We start from the raw sequence: 19,917 nt of genomic DNA, 5'->3' as shown, positions 1-19,917 counted from the left end.
CCGTTTGGTCGCGGTCCCCTTCAGGCTCATTGCCGCCTGATGTTCCACAGCACAGTGACTGGTGCTCTCAAGACGTCCGTGATGTTGGCGCGGGATGCCATGGCACTCCGCCACTGGCCAAGCGGGATCATCGGCGTCCATTCGATCGCGCGTCGTTGCACCGCCGCCGCCCATTCCTTTTGCCTGTCGGGATCGGTTTCGCTGGCAAACGCGTCGCGTAGCCGCTCCATCTCGGGATCGCAGGGCCAGCCGACAAGCGCCCGTTCGCAGCGCGAATTGAGCCAGGCGCTCATGGCGGGATCAAGCACGTCTGCTGCCGTCCACGAGGTGAAGTAACCGTGCCATCCGCCAGCGCTGGGTGGATCCTTGCGGCTGAGCCGTGAGACAAGGGTCGACCAATCCATTGCCTGCAAGTCGACGACGAAGCCGGCCTTCTCCATCAGGGACTTGGCGACAGGGGCGAGGTTGGCGAGAAGGGCCACGTCGGTGGACTGGAGCAGCGTGATCGGCGTGCCGTCGTAGCCGGCCTCCTGGAGCAACTGACGCGCCCGCTGGATATTGCTCGTGAGGAGCCCGTCCATGCCGGCATCGCTGGCGAAACGCGTCGGGCAGATGAAGATCGAATGGCAGGCTGTGTAATAGGCGGGATCGCCGATTACCGCCTTCAGGAAATCCTCCTGATTGAAGACGTACCAGAGCGCCTGACGGATCTTGGGATTATCGAACGGCTTGTGCAGGTGATTGGGCCGGAACGAGTACTGGTTGCCGATCGGGTTCGACGGCCAAAGCTTGATGGTGCGATCCGATGACAGAAGCGGCAGAAGGTCGTGCGACGGGTTCTCGATCAGATCGATTTCGCCCGCGAGCAGCGCGTTGACCGCTTGCTGGTGATCGGCAATCACCACCCATTCGATGCGGTCGAAATGGGCAACCTTGCCGCCGGCGAGTGCAGAGGCTGGTTCTGCGCGAGGGCGGTAGCGATCGAATTTGACATAGACCGACCGATCTCCCGGCTTCCATTCCTCGCGGCGGAACATGAACGGACCGGATCCGATGAACTCGGTGATCTGGGTGGTCGCCGGGGTATCAGCGACGCGCTTCGGCATCATGAAGGGCACGGCGGAAGAGGGCTTGCCGAGCGCATAGATCAGCAATCCCGTCTTTTCCTTCAGTGTGATTGTGAAGCTTGAGGGGCCGGTCGCCGTCATCGCGTCGACGAAGCTCATGGCTTTCTGGCCCAGCGTGTCGCGCGAGCCCCAGCGCTTGATGGAAGCGATGCAGTCCTCGGCTGTGACCGGCTGGCCATCGTGCCAGAGCAATCCGTCGCGCAAGGTGAAGGTATAGGTGAGCCCGTCGGGCGAAACCTCGTAGCGATCCACCATCTGCGGTTTGATTTCACCATTGGCGTCCATGGCGAACAGCGTGTCGTAGATCATGTAGCCGTGGTTGCGGGTGATATAGGCTGTCGACCAGATCGGATCGATGGCCCTGAGGTCGGCATGCATGGCCACCCTCAGGAGGCCGGAGGCGCTTGCACTGCCGGTCATCAGCAGGACAAGCACGAAAGCGGCTCGGATCATCGATAAGTGTCGGAGGAGGATCGCCATGGTCTGTCCTTCACATCACCGTCCACGGCGAGCACTGATCCTGCTCCATGCCGCCCGGTTGAGTCGGCGCTCCTGCAATATGTATGCCCTGCGGTCTGATGCCTCTGCTGCAAGGTTCAAAGGGGTGCTGTGGGAATGCCAAACGGACCCGGAACCCTGTCGCGGCGTCCGATGTCGCATTCGGTCACATCAATTCATTCGATCCCGCCGGCCCGGCCGGTTAAACGCCCATTCAGACCGAAGCCTGCATAAAGGCGGGATTCGGCGGCACGGAGCATCAACGGCATGTGTGGAATCATCGGCATTCTCGGCAAGGACCCCGTTGCCGGCCAGCTGGTCGACAGCCTGAAGCGCCTTGAATATCGCGGCTATGATTCCGCCGGCATCGCGACGCTGGAGCATGGCGTGCTGACGCGCCGGCGCGCCGAGGGCAAGCTGAAGAACCTGGAGGCGCTGCTCGTCCACGAGCCGCTCTCCGGCACGATCGGCATCGGCCATACCCGCTGGGCGACCCATGGCGCACCGACCGAGGTGAACGCCCATCCTCACGCCTCGGGTGGCGTCGCAGTCGTCCATAACGGCATCATCGAGAACTTCCGCGAGCTGCGCCTCGAGCTCGAGGCCAAGGGCCGCACCTTCTCCACCCAGACCGATTCCGAGACGGTGGCGCATCTGGTGGCGCAGGGCATGAGCGAGGGCCTGAGCCCGGTCGATGCGGTCGGCAAAGCCCTGCCGCGGCTGCGCGGCGCCTTCGCGCTGGCCTTCGTCTTCGAGGGCAACGAGGACCTCCTGATCGGCGCCCGCAAGGGCTCGCCGCTGGCCGTCGGCTATGGCGATGGCGAGATGTATCTGGGCTCCGACGCCATCGCGCTCGCGCCGTTCACCTCGTCGGTCTCCTATCTGGAAGAGGGCGACTGGGCGATCCTCGACCGCAAGTCGGTCGAGATCCGCAATGAGGCCGGCGAGAAGGTCCATCGCGCCATCATTCAGTCGTCCGCATCGGCCTTCCTGGTCGACAAGGGCAATCACCGCCACTTCATGCTCAAGGAAATCTACGAGCAGCCGGAAGTGGTGGCGCGCACGGCCGCCCATTATCTCGACATGTCGGCTGGCAAGGTGCGCCTGCCGGCCGATCTGCCGTTCGACTGGGCGAAGCTGCCGCGCATCTCGATCGCCGCCTGTGGCACTGCCTATCTCGCGGGCCTCACCGCCAAATACTGGTTCGAGCGCTTCGCCCGCATCCAGGTCGATATCGATATCGCCTCGGAATTCCGCTACCGCGAGACGCCGATGGTGCCGGGCGGGCTGATGATCGTGGTCTCCCAGTCGGGCGAGACCGCCGACACGCTGGCGTCGCTCCGCTACGCCAAGGAGAACGGCCAGCATGTGATGGCGGTGGTCAATGTGCCGACCTCGACCATCGCGCGGGAGAGCCACATCGTCATGCCGACTCTCGCCGGTCCCGAGATCGGCGTTGCCTCGACCAAGGCCTTCACCTGCCAGTTGACCGTGCTTGCCTCGATCGCGATCGCTGCCGGCAAGGCGCGCGGCTTCATCAATGATGTCGACGAGGACCGGCTGGTGCGCGCCATGATGGAGGCGCCCCGCTTCATGAACGAGGCGCTGAAGCTCGAGCCCGCGATCGCCCAGCTCGCCAAGAGCCTGTCGAAGGTCAGGGACGTGCTCTATCTGGGACGCGGCACATCCTATCCCATCGCCATGGAAGGCGCCCTGAAGCTCAAGGAGCTCTCCTACATCCATGCCGAGGGCTATGCGGCAGGCGAGCTGAAGCACGGCCCCATCGCGCTGATCGACGAGGAGATGCCGGTCATCGTCATCGCGCCGTTCGACCATATCTACGAGAAGACCGTCTCGAACATGCAGGAAGTGGCGGCGCGTGGCGGCCAGATCATCCTGGTGACCGATGCCAAGGGCGCGGAACATGCCGAGGTGAAGACGATTGCGACCATCGTGGTGCCGGACGTTCCCGCCACGATTGCGCCGATCGTCTATTCGGTTCCGATCCAGCTGATCGCCTATCACACGGCGGTGGAGATGGGCACAGATGTCGACCAGCCGCGCAATCTGGCGAAGAGCGTGACGGTGGAATGAGGCCTTAGGCCGCGCGGCGGAGTCCGCGCGCCAGCCAGAGGATGGCCAGTGTCAGCCCAGTCGCGCTCAGCATGTTGATGCGGGCGAGCGAGGCGATCTGATCGATCGAGATGCCCGCGAGACCACCGAGGGGCACCATGCGGGTGAGCAGCCCGGCGAGAAGCGCGGTGCCGGCCAGCGCCGCCATCCCGCCAAGGCGCCGTCGCGGCCCGAGCAGGATCAGAGCCAGCACTGCGCAGGGGATGTGGAACAGTTCAACCAATGTGCCTGTGCCGAAGGCCAGCGCGCAGATGGTGGTGTTGGCAATCCCCGCCGTGATCAAGAGCGTGGCGGCGGCGATCTGGTCGCGCCGGGCGACCCACGGGACTGCCGCAAAGAGTGGCACGGTGATCCAGGTCATGAGCGCCGGGAGGGCCTGCCATCCCAGAACGAAGCTCAGATAGAGCGGATAGAAGGGCTGGTTCGACAGCACGATCATGGCGATCGTGTTGCTGAGCGCCGCCTGCGGATCGGGAGACGCGACATAGGTGCGGAACGCCGCCAGGCCCTTTGCCAGCGGGTTCATCCGAGCGCCTGCCGCGAGCAGGTGCGTTGCCGATGGGGCCGGGGGAACGGTGGCTTCATGCCCCTTCTACCCGACGGCACGGGAAACGGATCAGTCAGGTGGCATTCCGGCTGCGGATGTAGCGCTGTACGACCACCGCGAGATAGATCACGAAGAGCAGACAGAGCGTTGCCGGCAGGCCGTTGGGCGGCCAGAGGTCCATGCCGAAGCCGGCCAACGGCGGGCCGATCATCAGGCCGGCCGAATACATCACCACGAAGGCGGCATTGGCCTGGGCGAGGTCGGCGCCCCGGAACCGGTGGCCGAGATGGGCGAGGCCGACCGTGTACATGCCGGCGACGATGCCGCCCCAGATGAACAGGAGAACGCGCAGCCACTCGACGCTGAGCGGCACGAGCGCTGCGATCCCCATGCCGATTGTTCCCACGATGCCGCAGGCGATCAGGACGATGCGCCGGTCGATGCGGTCGGCGATCAGGCCCATCGGGATCTGGAAGGCGAGATTGCCGAGCGACATCAGCGAGACCAGCATGGCCGCACCGGCGACATCGAGGCCGATCGCGGTGCCATAGAGCGGCAGGAGGGCAAAGGCGCCGGTCTCCGAGGCGCCGAAGACGAGCGCTGCGAGGGTTGCCGAAGGCGCGGCCCACAGGATGCTCGCAAAGCCGCGCGACGGTTGGTCGACGATGGCCGGGGCGCTGGCGCCGCCGATCAGAACCGGCAGGGTCGCCAACGCAAAGAGCGCGGCGCCTGCGAGATAGGGCGCGAAGCCGGCTGTTCCCAAGAGGACGAGGATATAGGGCCCGGCGGCGAAGCCCAGCGAGAGCGCGGTTGCGTAGATGCCGAGCACCAGGCCGCGCCTGGCTTCGGGCGCCGCGGCATTGATCCAGTATTCTGACAGGACGAACAGGACGGTGAGCGCGACCGAAAAGATGAAGCGCAGCGGGAACCAGGCCCAGATCGGCTCGACGACATAGAAGGCGAGCAGGCTCACAATGCCGAGAAGCGCCGCCGTTACCAGGATGGTGCGCACACCGAACCGGCGAGCCCAGCCGGTGATGAAGGGGGCGAGCAGGATGCTGGCAACGCCGCCCATGGCGGTGTTCAGGCCGATGAGGGTGCGCGAGGCCCCCTTTGCGTCGAGCGCGAAGGACAGCAAGGGGATCGACAGCGACAGCCCGATGCCGACCGCCACGATGCAGGAGATCGCGGCGGCGAGCGAGACGAGGGTCTGGCGGGTGAGGGTGGGTGAGAGCGCTTCGGTCATGATCAGCGGCCTGTCATGGCCGCACGTCGCGCCGATGACAAGGCCGCTTGGTGGACCGCAGGTCAGCCTGGCACGGTGGCCCTGATCCGGTTGCGGGCCCGCTCGGGGCGCTTGCGGAAGGTGCGGCGCGCCCAGATGATCAGGCCGGTGACCATCAGTCCGATGAAGGCGATCGAGATCACAACGTTCATCAGGCCCGACCATATCCCAGCGAAATTGCCTTCATGGAGCAGGCGCGGCCAATTGGTGCCGGCCGGCTGAAGTCCATTCGGCGTCACGACGAAGGTCTGAAAGCTGCCATCGACCACCATGCGGGCGATCTGGCGGCCGCCGCGATTGCGCAGCCAGACCAGACCGGACAGATCGTGGCTGGCGCCCACAAGGCGCACGGCCTCGAGAATCGGTATGGGCTGGGTTCTGGCCGCCGGCGGGCCGGAAAAGGTCACGCCCCAGGCGAGAAACAGGCCGGTGAGCGGAGAGAGGATCAGAAGCGGCAACAGCCCCCAGGCCATTGCCTTGTGCCAACCCGACACCGTGTTCTGGATGCGGGGCCACCCCATGGCAATGCCGAGCGCGATCAGCAGCAGCATGGCCATGGTGGAAAGATGCACGACGAGCCCACCGAAATCAGTGATCAGATGCTCGTGGATGATGCGGGAATAGTAGAACAGGTTCGAGACCTGTCCGTCTTCGAGCAGCTCCGCGCCGGTGCGGATATCGACGTCGATATCGTCGTCGGGGCGGACGCCGCCGAGCGACAGGCGATTCTCGTAAGATCTCAGGCTGATCGAGCGGGCCTTGCCCTCGGGATCATGGCGGGCGAGCAGTGCCTCGATCGACGCGAGCGTCATTGATCCCGGCTTGACCGCTGCCACCTGGACGACCGGCTCGAAGGAGAGGATCAGTCCGGTGATGATGAGCACCGCCAAGGGCAGAGCGAACACCAGAGTGGTCCAGCGGTGCAGGCGCAGCAGCCAGAATTTCAGCATGGCAGTCTCGTCCCCCGCGCCGCCGGGCGCCCCGCTGGTTTACGCGAGGACACTCGCCGAGCCGTTGCGGGGGATCAAGTGAACGATCGGTAAGAATCACAATTCCGCGCGGTGGAACACCTTGCGGACCATGAAATAGAACGGCACCGGCAGGAAGGGCGAGAAGCCCTTGGCGATACGGTCGCCGAGCTCTTCCAGCACCACGGTGGTGATGGTCGGCAGGTCCTCCTTGATCGCGTCCTCAAGGGTCAGCCATTTGAGCTCGACCAGCTCGGCATGGGCGCCAACGATTCCCTCGACCTGGTGAGCGATATGGTCGGCATCGCAGGCGAAGAAGCGGGTGTCGAAGCGCTTCGGTCGGCGCGGCGGCGTGATCGCGCGCGCGACGAATTGCAGGCTCTCTAGATTGGGGAAGACGCCGTGCTCGGCGAAGGCTTCCCAGCCCTTCGGCACGGAGGGTGGCCCACCAGCCTCCTTGGTGCCGAGCAGGATGCCGGTTTCCTCGTAGGTCTCGCGGATCGCCGTCAAGGCCAGCGAGCGGGCGCGCGACTGCGAGGGGCGCTGGACGCGGGCCATCAGCCGCTGCTCCGCACGCTCGTCGAGCGTGCCATAGACCGGCATGGTGCGGTCGTCGGGATCGCGGCGGCCGCCGGGAAAGACGAATTTGCCCGGCATGAACTTCAGATCGTGCCGCCGCTTGCCCATCAGCACCTTTGGCTGCGGGCCGGAGCGATCGATGAGGATCAGGGTTGCGGCGTCGACCGGGCGGACGTTCGCCCATTTGGTCTCGCGCTCGGTCTTGGTCATGCGCTCGGCGAGCTTTGTACCCAAATCGCTCATTGTCTTGGCGGAGCCTCTTTTGCCTCGGGGCTGTTCTCGTCGAAGCCGTGCATGCGCAGCGCCCATTGCCAGCCGATAACCGCGCCCTTGAGAGGCGGCAACAGAGCGAGACACAGGATCAGCGTGAGCGGCAGCCACAGGATGAAATGGATCCAGAGCGCCGGCTCATGGTGAAGCTCGACCCACATGAGCAGCGGCACGATGACGTGTCCGACGATCAGGATGGTCAGATAGGGCGGTGCGTCGTCGGCGCGATGGTGATGAAAGGCTTCGCCGCAGGCGGTGCAGGCGGGCGCCACCTTCAGGTAGGATTTGAAGATGCGGCCCTCGCCGCAATTGGGGCAGCGGCAGCGCAGGCCCCGGCCGAGCGCCTGCCAGGCGGACCGGGCGGGCGGCTCCTCGATGACGATCGGCTCCCCTTTCAGAACCTGGACACTCATCAGCGACCCTTCTTGTTCTTCTTCCACGGCGGCTTGGCCGGGCGATCACCGGGACGCGCGCGCCGTCCGTCGGTGAAACCGTCATTGCGCTTCTGGGGGCGTTTGTGCCCCCGACCACCGGGTGACGCAAGGCCGGCGCGGCCATCGCTCATCAATTCGAAACGCAGGGCTCCCGCGACGGGGGCCGCCTCAACCAGCTTCACCGAGACCGTATCGCCGAGTCGATAGGTCTCGCCGGTCCGGTTGCCGATCAGAGCGCGCTGGCTCTCCTCGTAGCGGAAATAGTCGCCGCCAATCGATGCCGCCGGAACGAAGCCGTCGGCGCCGGTATCGTCGAGCTTCACGAACAGGCCCGACTTGGTCATGCCGGAGACGCGCGCGCCGAAGATCGTGCCGACCTGGTCGGCCAGATGGGCGGCGATCAGCCGGTCGACGGTTTCGCGCTCGGCCACCATGGCGCGGCGCTCGGCGGCCGAGATTTCGGCCGAGATCTCGGCAAGCGCACCGGCCTGAACCTCGGTCAAGCCATCCGAGCCGAAGCCCAGCGCCTTGATCAGGGCCCTGTGCACGAGAAGATCGGCATAGCGGCGGATCGGCGAGGTGAAATGGGCGTAGCGGCGGAGATTGAGGCCGAAATGGCCGATATTCTCGGGCGAGTATTCCGCCTGTGCCTGCGAGCGCAGCACGACCTGATTGATCAGCTCGGTGGAGTCGGTGCGCTTGGCGTGTTCCAGGATGGCGTTGAAGTTCGAGGGCCGGAGCAGGGCGGCTTTGGGCAGCGAGATGTCCATCGTCTGGAGGAACTCCTTGAGCGACAGGAGCTTCTCCATGCTCGGTGCATCGTGGATGCGGTAGACGCAGGGCGTGCGCTGCTTTTCCAGCGTTTCCGCGGCGCAGACATTGGCGAGGATCATCATTTCCTCGATCAGCCGGTGGGCGTCGAGCCGCTCCGGCACGATGACCCGATCGACGGTACCGTCGCCCTTCAGGATGATCTTGCGCTCCGGCAGGTCGAGATCGAGCGGTTCGCGGTCGTCCCGGGCGCGCTTCAGCGCTGCATAGGCCTCGTAGAGCGGCTTCAGGACCGGCTCCAGGATCGGTTCGGTCACCTCGTCGGGATGGCCGTCGATGGCTGCCTGCGCCTGCGCATAAGCGAGCCTAGCGGCCGAGCGCATCATGATGCGGTGGAACGAATGGCTCTTGCGACGGCCATCGGCGCGGATCACCACACGGCAGGCCATGGCGGGCCGGTCGACCTTTGGTTTGAGCGAGCAGAGGTCGTTGGAAATGCGCTCGGGTAGCATCGGCACGACGCGGTCGGGGAAATAGACCGAATTGCCGCGGATCACCGCCTCGCGGTCCAGCGCCGAGTTCGGGCGGACATAGGCCGCGACATCGGCAATCGCGATGGTGAGGATGAAGCCGCCGGCATTCTCAGGGTTGGGATCGGGCTCGGCATGGACCGCGTCGTCGTGGTCCTTGGCATCGGCGGGATCGATGGTGACGAGGGGGAGGGTGCGCCAGTCGTCCCGGCCGGCAAGCGTCGCGGGCTTCGCCTTCTCGGCCTCGGCCAGCGTGTCGGCCCGGAAGACGTGCGGGATCCCGTGAACCTCGATGGCGATCTGGGAGATCGCCCGCTCGCTGTTGAGATTGCCGAGCCGCTCGCGAACCCGCGCGACCGGCGGGCCGAAGCGGGCCGTGCGCACGATATCGACAGTGACGAGATCGCCGTCCTTCGCCTCGCCGACCGCCTCATCGGGGATCATCAGTTCCCGGCCGATATTCTTCTTGTCGATCGGGATCAGCCGGCCGCCATGGCCGGGCACCGAGCGAAACACGCCCATGGTGCGCGAATGGCCACGGTCGAGGATCTTCATCGCGCGGGCGGTGGGGCGCGGGTCGCCACTTGGTGAGCCGCCATCGGCGATGCGCACCAGCACGCGGTCGCCAAGACCCGGCACGGGATCGCCTGGACGCGGTTTGGCGGCGAGTGCCACCACGATATCAGGGGCAGGGCCGTGCTCGTCCTCGTCCCATTCGGCGGGGGTGGCGATCAAGTCGCCGTCCTCGTCGCGCTTGACGATGTCGACAACGACGACATTCGGCAGGGCGCCGGGCTTGTGCAGCTTGCCGCGGCCCTTGGTGACGAGACCGTCATCGACGATCTCGCGCAGAAGCGCTTTCAACTCGATCTTGTCGGACCCATGCAGGCCGAAATGGCGGGCGATCTCGCGCTTGCCCACCGTGCCGCTCTGGGTGGCGATGAAGGCGAGGATCTCCTCGCGGCTCGGCATGATCGGCGCGACGGCAGTCTTCGGCTTGCGGGGCAATGGCAGCTTCCGGTTGGACTTGCTGCCTTGTAGCAGGATTCTGGAGTTCATTTCTCTCGGGGAATTCGGGGATAGGCGAAAGGCTGAGGGGGGCCGGGCATTGGCTCGGCTGGCCGCAGGCGCTTCGCCGGAATAAGCCGCCAGTTTCACCGTCGCGATCGGCTGATTGGCCGGGTCTCGCGCGGAGCGGGGCTGTGTTTCGGGGCGGCCAGGCACGATTTCGTGCGGAATTGCCCTGACGGCGGCCCAAAGGCTACCATCCTTGGCCTTATGTGGCGATCGCTGGCACCGGGCGCAAGATTGCCCCGGCGCGGATGTTGGCCTCAGCCCTCGCCGCCCGCGGCTTTCTTGGCCGCCGGCTTCTTGGCGGCAGGCTTTTTGGCAGCGGCCTTCTTGGCTGGCGCCTTCTTCGCGGCCGTCTTCTTGGCCGAGGCCTTGTCGCCGTCAGCCTTGGCCGCCGGGCGCCTGGCGGGCTTCTTGCCCGAGGTGCCGACGGCTTCGGCCCTGGCGGCAATCAGCGCCACCGCCTCGTCCATGGTCAGTTCGTCGGGGTTCTTGCCCTTCGGCAGCGTGGCATTGACGGACCCGTGCTTGACATAGGGGCCGTATTTGCCGGCCATCACCGTGATCGGGCCGCCGAGCGAGGGGTGATCGCCGATCGCGCGGCCCGGGGCTGCCGCCGCACGGCCGAAGCGCCCGCGTCCGCCACCCTGTTCCTTGGCGATGATCAGGTCGATGGCGCGGTTGGCGCCGATCGCCAGAATATCGTCGTCCTTTTCGAGATTGGCGTAGGTCTTCTCGTGCTGGACATAGGGGCCGTACCGGCCGATTCCGACCTGGATCGGATTGCCGCTTTCGGGATGTGTCGCGACCTGTTTCGGCAGTTCGAGCAGGGCGAGCGCGCGCTCAAGGTCGATGCCGCCAGGCGTCATGCCTTTGGGCAGCGACGAGCGCTTGGGCTTTTCGCCTTCGCCCAGCTGCACATAGGGGCCGAAGCGGCCATCACGAACGGTGACCTCAAGCCCGGAAACCGGGTCGGCGCCAAGCTTGCGGGTGCCGTCGGCCGAAGCGCCGGCCGGACCATCAACGGCGTCGGCGGAGGGCGCGGCCAGCTGGCGGGTGAACCGGCATTCCGGATAGTTCGAGCAGCCAATGAACGCGCCGAACTTGCCAAGCTTCAGCGACAGCATGCCGGTGCCACAGGTCGGGCAGACGCGCGGATTGGAGCCGTCGCCGCGGTCGGGGAAGATGTGCGGCCCAAGGCTCTCGTTCAGCGCGGACAGCACGTCGGAAACGCGCAGTTCCTTGGTCTGGTCGATGGCAGCGGAGAAATCCTTCCAGAAGTCGCGGAGCAGCGCCTTCCAGTCGAGCTCGCTGTTCGACACGAGATCGAGCTTTTCCTCAAGCGCGGCGGTGAAGCCGTATTCCACATAGCGGTCGAAGAAGTTCTCGAGGAAGGCGATGACGAGGCGGCCCTTGTCCTCGGGCACCAGCTTCTTCTTGTCGATGGTGACATATTCGCGGTCGCGCAGGGTCTGCAGCGTCGAGGCATAGGTGGAGGGCCGGCCAATGCCGAGCTCTTCCATGCGCTTGACGAGGCTCGCCTCGGAATAGCGTGGCGGCGGCTCGGTGAAATGCTGGCTGGTGGCGATCGTGCGCCGGTCGAGCTTCTCGCCGACAGTGACGGCGGGGAGGCGCTTGGAATCCTCATCCTCGCTCTCGTCGTCGCGGTCCTCGGTATAAAGTGTCAGGAACCCGTCGAACTTCACCACCTGGCCGGTGGCGCGTAGCTCAAGCTTGCGGCCGAGCGAGGCACCGAGGCCGCCGACGGTCGCCACCACATCGACGGTGGTGCGCTCGAGTTCCGCGCTCTCCATCTGAGACGCGACGGTGCGCTTCCAGATCAGTTCGTAGAGCTTGGCCTGTTCAGGCTCGAGATAGCGGGCGACATCGCGCGGATGACGCCGGGCATCGGTCGGGCGGATCGCCTCGTGGGCTTCCTGCGCGTTCTTCTGCTTGGTCTGATATTTCCGCGGGCTGCCCGGCACGTAGCGGGGGCCGAAATCCTTGCCGATCATGTCGCGCACGGCGCTGACCGCCTCGGGCGCCATGTCGACGCCGTCGGTACGCATATAGGTGATGAGACCGACGGTCTCGCCGCCGATATCGGTGCCCTCATAGAGCCGCTGGGCCACCTGCATGGTGCGGTTCGGCGCGAAGCCGAGCTTGCGGCTTGCCTCCTGCTGAAGCGTGGAGGTGGTGAAGGGCGGATAGGGGTGGCGGCGGGCGGGCTTCGCCTCGACATTGGCCACCGCGAAATGGGCTTCCTGCAGCGCCTTTTCGAAATCGCGGGCTTCCGTCTCCGTGCCAACATCCAGGCGCTGGATCTTCTTGCCGTCGGCGCCGACGAGCCTTGCCTCGAACGTCTCGGCGCGCGGGGTGGCAAGGGTCGCGACCAGCGACCAGTATTCCCGCTTCACGAAGCGCTCGATCTCGGATTCGCGCTCGCAGACGAGTCTCAGCGCCACCGACTGGACACGGCCCGCCGAGCGGGCGCCCGGCAGCTTGCGCCACAGCACAGGCGACAGGGTGAAGCCGACGAGATAGTCGAGGGCGCGGCGCGCCAGATAGGCATCGACCAGTGCCACGTCGATGGCGCGCGGATTGGCCATTGCCTCCAGCACAGCCTGCTTGGTGATGGCGTTGAAGGTCACGCGCTCGACCGGCATGTCCTTCAGCACGCGCTTCTCACGCAGCGCCTCTAGGAGATGCCAGGAGATGGCTTCACCCTCGCGATCAGGGTCGGTTGCGAGAATGAGCTTGTCGGCGCCCTTCACAGCCTTGGCAATGTCGGAAATGCGCTTGGCGCCGCGGCCGTCGGCCTCCCAGATCATGGCGAAGTCGGCGTTCGGATCGACCGAGCCGTCCTTGGCGGGCAGGTCACGCACGTGACCGAATGATGCCAGCACCTCGTAGTCGGGGCCGAGATATTTGTTGATCGTCTTCGCCTTGGCGGGCGATTCGACGATGACCACGTTCACGCCCACGCGTTTTTGCCCTTCAAACCCTCCGGCGCCGGATGATGCGGTGCCGCAAATCGGGCCGGAACATGGGGACAAGGCGAGGCCAAGTCAAATCGAGCCTGTTGCACGGACCAGAATTGCGCGTATGGCGTGTATCACGTGTTGACATATTCTTCAGGTTGCCGTTACCGTCCATGAAGTGTTGTTGATTTGTGATGCAACCATAGGGTGTATCCATGTCCTTGTCCAGAGGCGGCCGGCGGGTCAGCCTTCGCGCCCGTCAACAAGCCGTGGCCGGCCTGAGGGGGCAGGGCGACGTCGATGCCAGCGAAATCGCCGCGTTCATTGCGACCATGGCGGCGGAAATGGTGACTCTGGCCGAGATCGCCGACATGAAGACATTGGCCTATCTGGCCGACATGGTGCGGCTCGAAGCTGAAGCGCAGGTCATCGATCGGCCCGGGCGCTGACTAGGTCAGGCCAGCGACACCCTGCCGGCCGGATCGCGGATGAGCCGTCCGGCAAGGTCGAGTTCGAGCAGCACCACGCGGACTGTCGCAACTGTCAGCCCACTTGAGCGCACGATATCGTCAAGTTCGGCCGGCACGGGGCCGAGCAGCGAGACGATCCGCGAGCGGGCATCCTCGCCTGGGCCGTCGAGGTCGATTGCCTCGCGGTCCTCCTCGCTGGCGCCGCCGGTATCCGGCGCTCGTTCAAGCAGCGGCTGCAGCACCTCCACCACATCCGTGGCCTCTGTCACCAGTGTGGCGCCGGCCTTGATCAGGCGGTTGGTGCCGGCTGCGCGCGGATCGAGCGGTGATCCGGGCACGGCGAACACCTCGCGGTTCTCGTCGAGCGCCATCCGGGCGGTGATCAGCGAGCCCGACTTGTCAGCGGCCTCCACCACCACGACGCCGAGACCGAGGCCCGCGATCAGCCGGTTGCGACGGGGAAAGTCCTTGGCACGGGGGTCGTGACCCATGGGCATTTCGCTGATCGCAATGCCGGTTTCGAGGATGCGGGCGAGCAGCGGTTCGTTCTCGGCCGGGTAGATCCGGTCCTGGCCGCCGGCCAGCACAGCAATGGTGCCGGTTGAAAGCGATGCCTGATGGGCCGCCGCATCGATGCCGCGCGCCAGCCCCGACACGGTGATGTAGCCAAGGTCGCCCAGCCCCCGCGCCAGCAGGGCTGCCATCTTGAGGCCGGGGATGGAGGCGTTGCGCGACCCGACAATGCCGATCATCGGGCGGTTGAGCACCGACAGATCCCCCTTGATCCCGATGATTGGCGGTGGCGAGGCAATCCGCCGGAGAAGATCGGGATAATCAGGCTCGCCAAGGGCCACGAGCTTGACGCCGGCTCGCATGGCCAGGGCCATCTCGCGCTCGGCATCGGCGCGGCTGGCGACACGGATATTGGCTTTGCCACCGCGCGCGGCGAGCTGCGGCAGCGCTTCGAGCGCCGAAGCCGCGCCGCCGTAGAAGTTCAGCAGGTCGCGGAAGGTCCGAGGACCGACATTTTCCGAACGCGCCAATCTCAGCCAGTCGAGGCGCTGGCTGTCCGTCAGGCGGATGGCCCCCGATGCCTGTGCGAAGAGGTCCCGGGGCGGTTGGCTCATGGAGGGGGCGGAGCGCTTTTCTCGCCGATCCGGCTCTCGGTGCCGGCGATCAGCTTGGCAATGTTCTGGTGGTGCTTTGCAAAGAGCAGGAACACCATGGCGACGACCGCCGAGAGGGCCAGGCCGCGCTGGCCCGTCGCGAAGAAGAGGGCCGGCATGGACAGGCTGGCGCTGAGCGCCGCCAGCGATGAGAAGCGGAATGCGTAGGCCATGACGACCCAGATCAGGGCGAAGGCCAGGAAAGCCGGCCAGTAGACCGCGAGCAAGATGCCGATGAAGGTGGCGACGCCCTTGCCGCCCTGGAACCGCAGCCAGACCGGGAAGACGTGCCCCAGGAAGGCGCCGAGGCCCGCCACCAGGCCGAAATCCATCCCCCAGCGCTGGGCGATCAGCACCGCGGCCGTACCCTTGAGCCCGTCAAGCAGGAGGGTTGCGGCGGCGAGCTTCTTGTTGCCGGTGCGCAGCACATTGGTCGCGCCGATATTGCCGGAGCCGATGGCGCGGATGTCGCCAAGCCCGGCGGCTCGCGTCAGCAGCAGTCCGAATGGAATGGAGCCGAGCAGATAGCCGAAGGCGAGGGCGGCAACGAGAGTGATATCGAACATGAATGGCACCTGCGAAAGTGCCTGCAGGCTATCCGTGGACGGTGCGTCCTGCAACGAGGGTTCGGATCACCCGTCCGGTCAGGCGGGCTTCGTCGAAGGGCGAATTCTTGCACTTGGACTTCAGGCTGTCGCGGTCGAGCACCCAGGGCTCGTCGAGATCGAGCACGATGAGGTCGGCCGGTGCTCCGCGGGCGAGCGAGCCACCAGGCAGCCCGAGGAGCCGGGCAGGCGTGGTCGACATGGCCTTGAGCAGGGCGCCGAGCGGGACATTGCCGCCATGGACCAGGCGCAGCGAGGCGGGCAGCATGGTTTCAACACCGACGGCGCCGGGCGCCGCCTCGGCGAAGGGCAGGCGCTTGGTCTCGACGTCCTGCGGATTGTGGTCGGAGACAACAATATCGATCGTGCCGTCGGCAACCGCGTCGGCGAGTGCCAGCCGGTCGTCTTCGGTGCGCAGCGGCGGGGTCAGCTTGCAGAAGGTGCGGTAGCTGCCGATGTCGTTCTCGTTGAGGGTGAGGTGGTTGATCGTGACCGCCGCGGTCACCGGCAGGCCCTCGTTCTTGGCGCGCGCGATGATGGCGAGGGAGTCGCGGCAAGTGATGGACGCCGCGTGGTAGCGGCAGCCGGTGAGCTTCACCAGCCGCATGTCGCGCTCCAGCATGATGGTCTCGGCTTCCACCGGGATGCCGCCAAGGCCCAGGCGCGAGGCAAATTCGCCCTCGTTCATCACGCCTTCGCCGATCAGGTCCGGATCCTCGGTGTGGTGGACGATCAGGGCGTCGAAATCGCGGGCATAGGTCATGGCCCGGCGCATGACGAGCGCGTCGGTGATCGAGCGGGCGCCATCGGTGAAGGCCACAGCGCCGGCCTCTTTCAGAAGACCGAACTCCGTCATCTCGCGGCCGGCGAGCTTCTTGGTGATCGCGGCCATGGGATGGATGTGGACCACGCCGGTGTCACGGGCGCGCCGCAGCAGGAAGTCGACGATCGCCGGATCGTCCATCACCGGCTGGGTGGACGGCTGGCTGACAATGGTGGTGACGCCACCAGCCGCTGCCGCCCGGGAGGCGGAGGCCAGCGTCTCGCGGTATTCGAAACCGGGCTCGCCGACGAAGCAGCGGATGTCGACGAGGCCCGGGGCCACAACGCGGCCCTCGCAATCGACGATTTCGGTCCCCTCCGGGACGGCGGAGGCAACAAGTGCCGAACCGCTGTCGCGGATCACACCGTCTTCAATGAGGATGCCGCCCATCCGGTCGGTGCCGGTCTCGGGATCGATGAGGCGGGCATTGGCGAGGAGCAGCGGGCGCGGGTCGGTTATCGGCATGATCGGCAGCCCCTCGGCATCAGGCGTTCGGCAGGTTGCGCGCGAGCGCCTCGAGCACGGCCATGCGGACGGCCACGCCCATCTCCACCTGTTCGCGGATCAGCGACTGGGCGCCATCGGCAACCGAGGTGGAGATCTCGACGCCGCGGTTCATCGGGCCGGGATGCATGACGAGCGCGTCCGGCTTGGCATAGCGGAGCTTCACGTCGTCGAGGCCGAAGAAGTGGAAATATTCCTGCACGGAGGGCACGAAGGAGCCGTTCATTCGCTCGCGCTGCAGGCGCAGCATCATGACGATGTCCGCGTCCTTCAGCCCGGTCTTCATGTCGCGATGAACCTCGACGCCGAGCCGCTCGGCTTCCGCCGGTAGAAGCGTGGATGGGCCAACGGCGCGCACGCGGGCCTGCATGGCGTTCAAGAGGATGATGTTGGAACGGGCGACGCGCGAATGGAGGATGTCGCCGCAGATTGCCACCGTCAGGCGCTCGATGCGGCCCTTGTTGCGGCGGATGGTGAGGGCATCGAGCAGCGCCTGTGTCGGGTGCTCATGGGTGCCGTCGCCGGCATTGACCACCGAGCAGTCGACCTTCTTGGCCAACAGCTCGACTGCGCCGGACGCGGCATGGCGCATGATCAGGATGTCGGGGTGCATGGCGTTCAGCGTCAGCGCCGTGTCGATCAGGGTCTCGCCCTTCTTGATCGACGATTGGGCGACCGACATGTTCATCACGTCGGCGCCGAGGCGCTTGCCAGCGAGCTCGAACGAGGACTGTGTCCGGGTGGACGCCTCGAAGAACAGGTTGATCTGGGTTCGGCCGCGCAGCGATGTGCGCTTCTTCTCGACCTGTCGGTTGAGGGTGACGAATTCCTCGGCAAGATCGAGGAGGCCGGTGATCTCGGACGGGGAAAGCCCCTCGATCCCGAGCAAGTGCCTGCGGTTCAGCACGAAGTTCGATGGGGCGGATGTCATAAGCCCCGGGGATTAGACGGAGTCGGGGATGCTCGCAAGGCCGCACTTGCGGGCGACCGATATGGGCAGGGGATATGTCAGGCAGGCGAGCCGCCGGGCCGTCGGTGAAAGCCGCGACGGCGGCGGATCACTCCGCCGCTTCGACCTTGCCGAGGCGCTTGTCGAGATAGGTGCCGACCACTTCCATCAGCGGATCGACGGTATTCTCGAAGAAGTGGTTGGCGCCCGACACCACCTGCTGCTCGATAATGATGCCCTTCTGGGTCTTCAGCTTCTCGACCAGACCCTGGACGGCGGTCAGCGGCACGACCGCGTCCTTGTCGCCATGGACGATGAGGCCCGAGGACGGGCAGGGGGCGAGGAACGAGAAGTCGTAGAGATTGGCGGGCGGGGCGATCGAGATGAAGCCCTCGACCTCGGGACGTCGCATCAGAAGCTGCATGCCGATCCAGGCGCCAAACGAGAAACCGGCGATCCAGCAGGTGCGGGCCTCAGGGTTGATCGCCTGGGCATAGTCGAGGGCGGACGCGGCATCCGACAATTCGCCGACGCCATGGTCGAAATTGCCCTGGCTGCGGCCGACGCCGCGGAAATTGAAGCGCAGGACCGAGAAGCCGCGGTTCACGAACTGATAGTAGAGATTGTAGACGATCTGGTTGTTCATCGTGCCGCCGAACTGCGGGTGCGGATGCAGGATGATGCCGATTGGCGCATTGCGGACTTTGGCGGGATGATAGCGCCCTTCGATCCGGCCGGCCGGACCGTTGAAAATCACCTCAGGCATGGGAAATCCCTCGCAACCGATCTGACCGCGAGCGTCGAGATGATGTCAGAAACCCTGATGTCCATCTGGCCCGCGGCGGGTACCCGTCCTTGACAGTCAGGACGGCAACCCTTAGTTTTTAGAATTATTCTAAATCGATCCCGGGTCCCCGATTGTCGGGTGTGTCGGGCCTCGATGTCAAGGGACGCGCCTATAGCACGATCCCGCGACGGAATGCCAAGCAAAATCAGACAGGGCTTTTCCCTCCGATGTCCCGCGTCTATCTCGACCACAACGCCACCTCGCCGCTGAGGCCCGAAGCACGGGATGCCGTGCTGGTGGCGCTGGGCGTCGATGGCAATGCGTCGGCGGTGCATCGCAATGGCCGCGGTGCGCGCGCGATCATCGAGACGGCGCGGGAGCAGCTCGCGCGGTTGACCGGCGCTGAGGCGAAGACCATCACGTTCACCTCCGGCGGGAGCGAGGCGGCGGCGACCCTGCTGTCGCCCGGCTTCCGGGGGCGGAACGCAGGCCGCGAACCGATCCGGACGCTCATTGTCTCGGCCATCGAGCATTCCTGCGTGCTCGCGGGCGGACGATTTGCCGACGGCGCCATCCATATCTGCCCGGTCGATGCCACAGGACAGATCGATCTCGGCGCGCTGGAGGCGCTGCTGGAGGGGACACCCGCGCCGCATCTCGTGTCGGTGATGGCAGCCAATAACGAGACCGGCGTGATCCAGCCGCTGGCCGGCGTCGCGGCGATCTGCAGGGCGCGTGGCGCCAGCCTGGTCATCGATGCGGTTCAGGCGCTCGGCAAGATCGATCTCGATATTGGCCGCCTCGGCGCCGATGCGATCTTTGTCTCAGGCCACAAGATCGGCGGGCCGCAGGGCGTAGGTGCTATCATCCGGGCGAGCGAGACGGTGACATTCGAACCGCTGATCCGGGGTGGCGGGCAGGAAATGCGTCAGCGCGCGGGCACCGAGAACCTTGTCGGCATTGCCGGCTTCGGTGCGGCAGCGCGTGTTGTCTTAGGCACGTTGGCCGCCGAAGCAGCCCGACTTTCGACGCTGCGGGACTGGATGGAAGCGGAAATCGTCACTATTTCCCCGGAAAGCCGGGTCGTCGGCTTGCAAGCCAACCGATTGGCCAATACGAGCCTGATGGTTTATCCGGGCCTCGATGGTGAGACGGCGTTGATCGCTTTGGACCTGGCCAACGTATCGGTTTCAACGGGATCAGCCTGCTCGTCGGGAAAGGTCCAGCCAAGCCACGTTTTGGCGGCGATGGGCCTCGACCCGGCGGAAGCCAAATCGGCGCTGAGGATCAGCCTTGGCTGGTCGACGACACAGGACGACGTTGCGCGGTTTGTCGCCGCCTTCGCCGCCCACGCGAAAACAATTGCCGCCCGGACCATCCGGGCAGCCTGACAGACCAACCGGCGGCCCTTGAAGCTGC

At 65.7% G+C, this 19,917-nt stretch carries 16 protein-coding genes; 3 read left to right on the top strand and 13 right to left on the bottom strand.

Annotated features, from left to right (window positions below; translation table 11 throughout):
* Positions 1 to 26 precede the first annotated feature (26 nt).
* Positions 27 to 1,607: an ABC transporter substrate-binding protein gene (locus E8L99_RS18755; protein ID WP_137100979.1), complete on the bottom strand. Its 1,581-nt coding sequence runs from the start codon at positions 1,605 to 1,607 to the stop codon at positions 27 to 29.
* Between the two features lie 285 nt (positions 1,608 to 1,892).
* On the opposite strand from E8L99_RS18755, the gene glmS reads away from it, so the two are divergent.
* On the top strand, positions 1,893 to 3,719 hold the full coding sequence (gene glmS / locus E8L99_RS18750; protein ID WP_137100978.1) for a glutamine--fructose-6-phosphate transaminase (isomerizing): 1,827 nt from the start codon (positions 1,893 to 1,895) through the stop codon (positions 3,717 to 3,719).
* Positions 3,720 to 3,723: 4 nt separating this feature from the next.
* Here glmS and E8L99_RS18745 read toward each other — a convergent pair whose 3' ends face one another.
* The 7 genes from E8L99_RS18745 to topA all read right to left on the bottom strand — a co-directional run bounded on the left by E8L99_RS18745 (position 3,724) and on the right by topA (position 13,191).
* On the bottom strand, positions 3,724 to 4,284 hold the full coding sequence (locus E8L99_RS18745) for a hypothetical protein (RefSeq protein ID WP_137100977.1): 561 nt from the start codon (positions 4,282 to 4,284) through the stop codon (positions 3,724 to 3,726).
* A 94-nt stretch (positions 4,285 to 4,378) separates the two neighbouring features.
* On the bottom strand, positions 4,379 to 5,551 hold the full coding sequence (locus tag E8L99_RS18740) for an MFS transporter (RefSeq protein ID WP_137100976.1): 1,173 nt from the start codon (positions 5,549 to 5,551) through the stop codon (positions 4,379 to 4,381).
* A gap of 62 nt (positions 5,552 to 5,613) precedes the next feature.
* Complete coding sequence (locus E8L99_RS18735) at positions 5,614 to 6,540, bottom strand: PepSY-associated TM helix domain-containing protein (RefSeq protein ID WP_137100975.1); 927 nt, start codon at positions 6,538 to 6,540, stop codon at positions 5,614 to 5,616.
* A 96-nt stretch (positions 6,541 to 6,636) separates the two neighbouring features.
* A complete protein-coding gene (locus E8L99_RS18730; protein ID WP_137100974.1) occupies positions 6,637 to 7,380 on the bottom strand; it encodes an NUDIX hydrolase in 744 nt (247 codons plus the stop codon).
* Entirely contained in the window at positions 7,377 to 7,820 is a 444-nt protein-coding gene (locus E8L99_RS18725) for a DUF983 domain-containing protein (protein ID WP_137100973.1), read from the bottom strand. The genes E8L99_RS18730 and E8L99_RS18725 overlap by 4 nt, the downstream gene beginning before the upstream one ends.
* On the bottom strand, positions 7,820 to 10,114 hold the full coding sequence (gene rnr / locus E8L99_RS18720) for a ribonuclease R (protein ID WP_137102192.1): 2,295 nt from the start codon (positions 10,112 to 10,114) through the stop codon (positions 7,820 to 7,822). Before rnr ends, E8L99_RS18725 begins: the two co-directional genes overlap by 1 nt.
* A 359-nt stretch (positions 10,115 to 10,473) precedes the next feature.
* Positions 10,474 to 13,191: a type I DNA topoisomerase gene (gene topA / locus E8L99_RS18715; RefSeq protein ID WP_137102191.1), complete on the bottom strand. Its 2,718-nt coding sequence runs from the start codon at positions 13,189 to 13,191 to the stop codon at positions 10,474 to 10,476.
* A 218-nt stretch (positions 13,192 to 13,409) separates the two neighbouring features.
* Between topA and E8L99_RS18710 the strand changes: the two genes are divergently transcribed.
* On the top strand, positions 13,410 to 13,643 hold the full coding sequence (locus tag E8L99_RS18710; protein WP_137100972.1) for a hypothetical protein: 234 nt from the start codon (positions 13,410 to 13,412) through the stop codon (positions 13,641 to 13,643).
* Between the two features lie 5 nt (positions 13,644 to 13,648).
* Here the strand turns inward: E8L99_RS18710 and dprA are convergent, their stop codons facing one another.
* From dprA to E8L99_RS18685, 5 genes are all read right to left on the bottom strand, one after another.
* Complete coding sequence (dprA, locus tag E8L99_RS18705) at positions 13,649 to 14,791, bottom strand: DNA-processing protein DprA (RefSeq protein WP_137100971.1); 1,143 nt, start codon at positions 14,789 to 14,791, stop codon at positions 13,649 to 13,651.
* A complete protein-coding gene (gene plsY, locus E8L99_RS18700; protein ID WP_137100970.1) occupies positions 14,788 to 15,396 on the bottom strand; it encodes a glycerol-3-phosphate 1-O-acyltransferase PlsY in 609 nt (202 codons plus the stop codon). Before plsY ends, dprA begins: the two co-directional genes overlap by 4 nt.
* A 28-nt stretch (positions 15,397 to 15,424) precedes the next feature.
* On the bottom strand, positions 15,425 to 16,723 hold the full coding sequence (locus E8L99_RS18695; protein WP_137100969.1) for a dihydroorotase: 1,299 nt from the start codon (positions 16,721 to 16,723) through the stop codon (positions 15,425 to 15,427).
* Between the two features lie 19 nt (positions 16,724 to 16,742).
* Positions 16,743 to 17,693 carry an aspartate carbamoyltransferase catalytic subunit gene (locus E8L99_RS18690; protein WP_137100968.1) on the bottom strand — a complete coding sequence of 317 codons (951 nt, stop codon included), beginning with the start codon at positions 17,691 to 17,693 and terminating at the stop codon, positions 16,743 to 16,745.
* Between the two features lie 127 nt (positions 17,694 to 17,820).
* Positions 17,821 to 18,477: an alpha/beta hydrolase gene (locus E8L99_RS18685; RefSeq protein WP_137100967.1), complete on the bottom strand. Its 657-nt coding sequence runs from the start codon at positions 18,475 to 18,477 to the stop codon at positions 17,821 to 17,823.
* A 248-nt stretch (positions 18,478 to 18,725) separates the two neighbouring features.
* Between E8L99_RS18685 and E8L99_RS18680 the strand changes: the two genes are divergently transcribed.
* Entirely contained in the window at positions 18,726 to 19,889 is a 1,164-nt protein-coding gene (locus E8L99_RS18680) for a cysteine desulfurase family protein (protein ID WP_137100966.1), read from the top strand.
* The last annotated feature ends 28 nt before the right edge of the window (positions 19,890 to 19,917 follow it).

The organism is Phreatobacter aquaticus, assembly GCF_005160265.1.
GTDB classification, from domain to species: domain Bacteria; phylum Pseudomonadota; class Alphaproteobacteria; order Rhizobiales; family Phreatobacteraceae; genus Phreatobacter; species Phreatobacter aquaticus.
The sequence above is the reverse complement of the archived record's forward strand: the minus strand, read 5'-3'. Positions and strand labels throughout refer to the sequence as shown.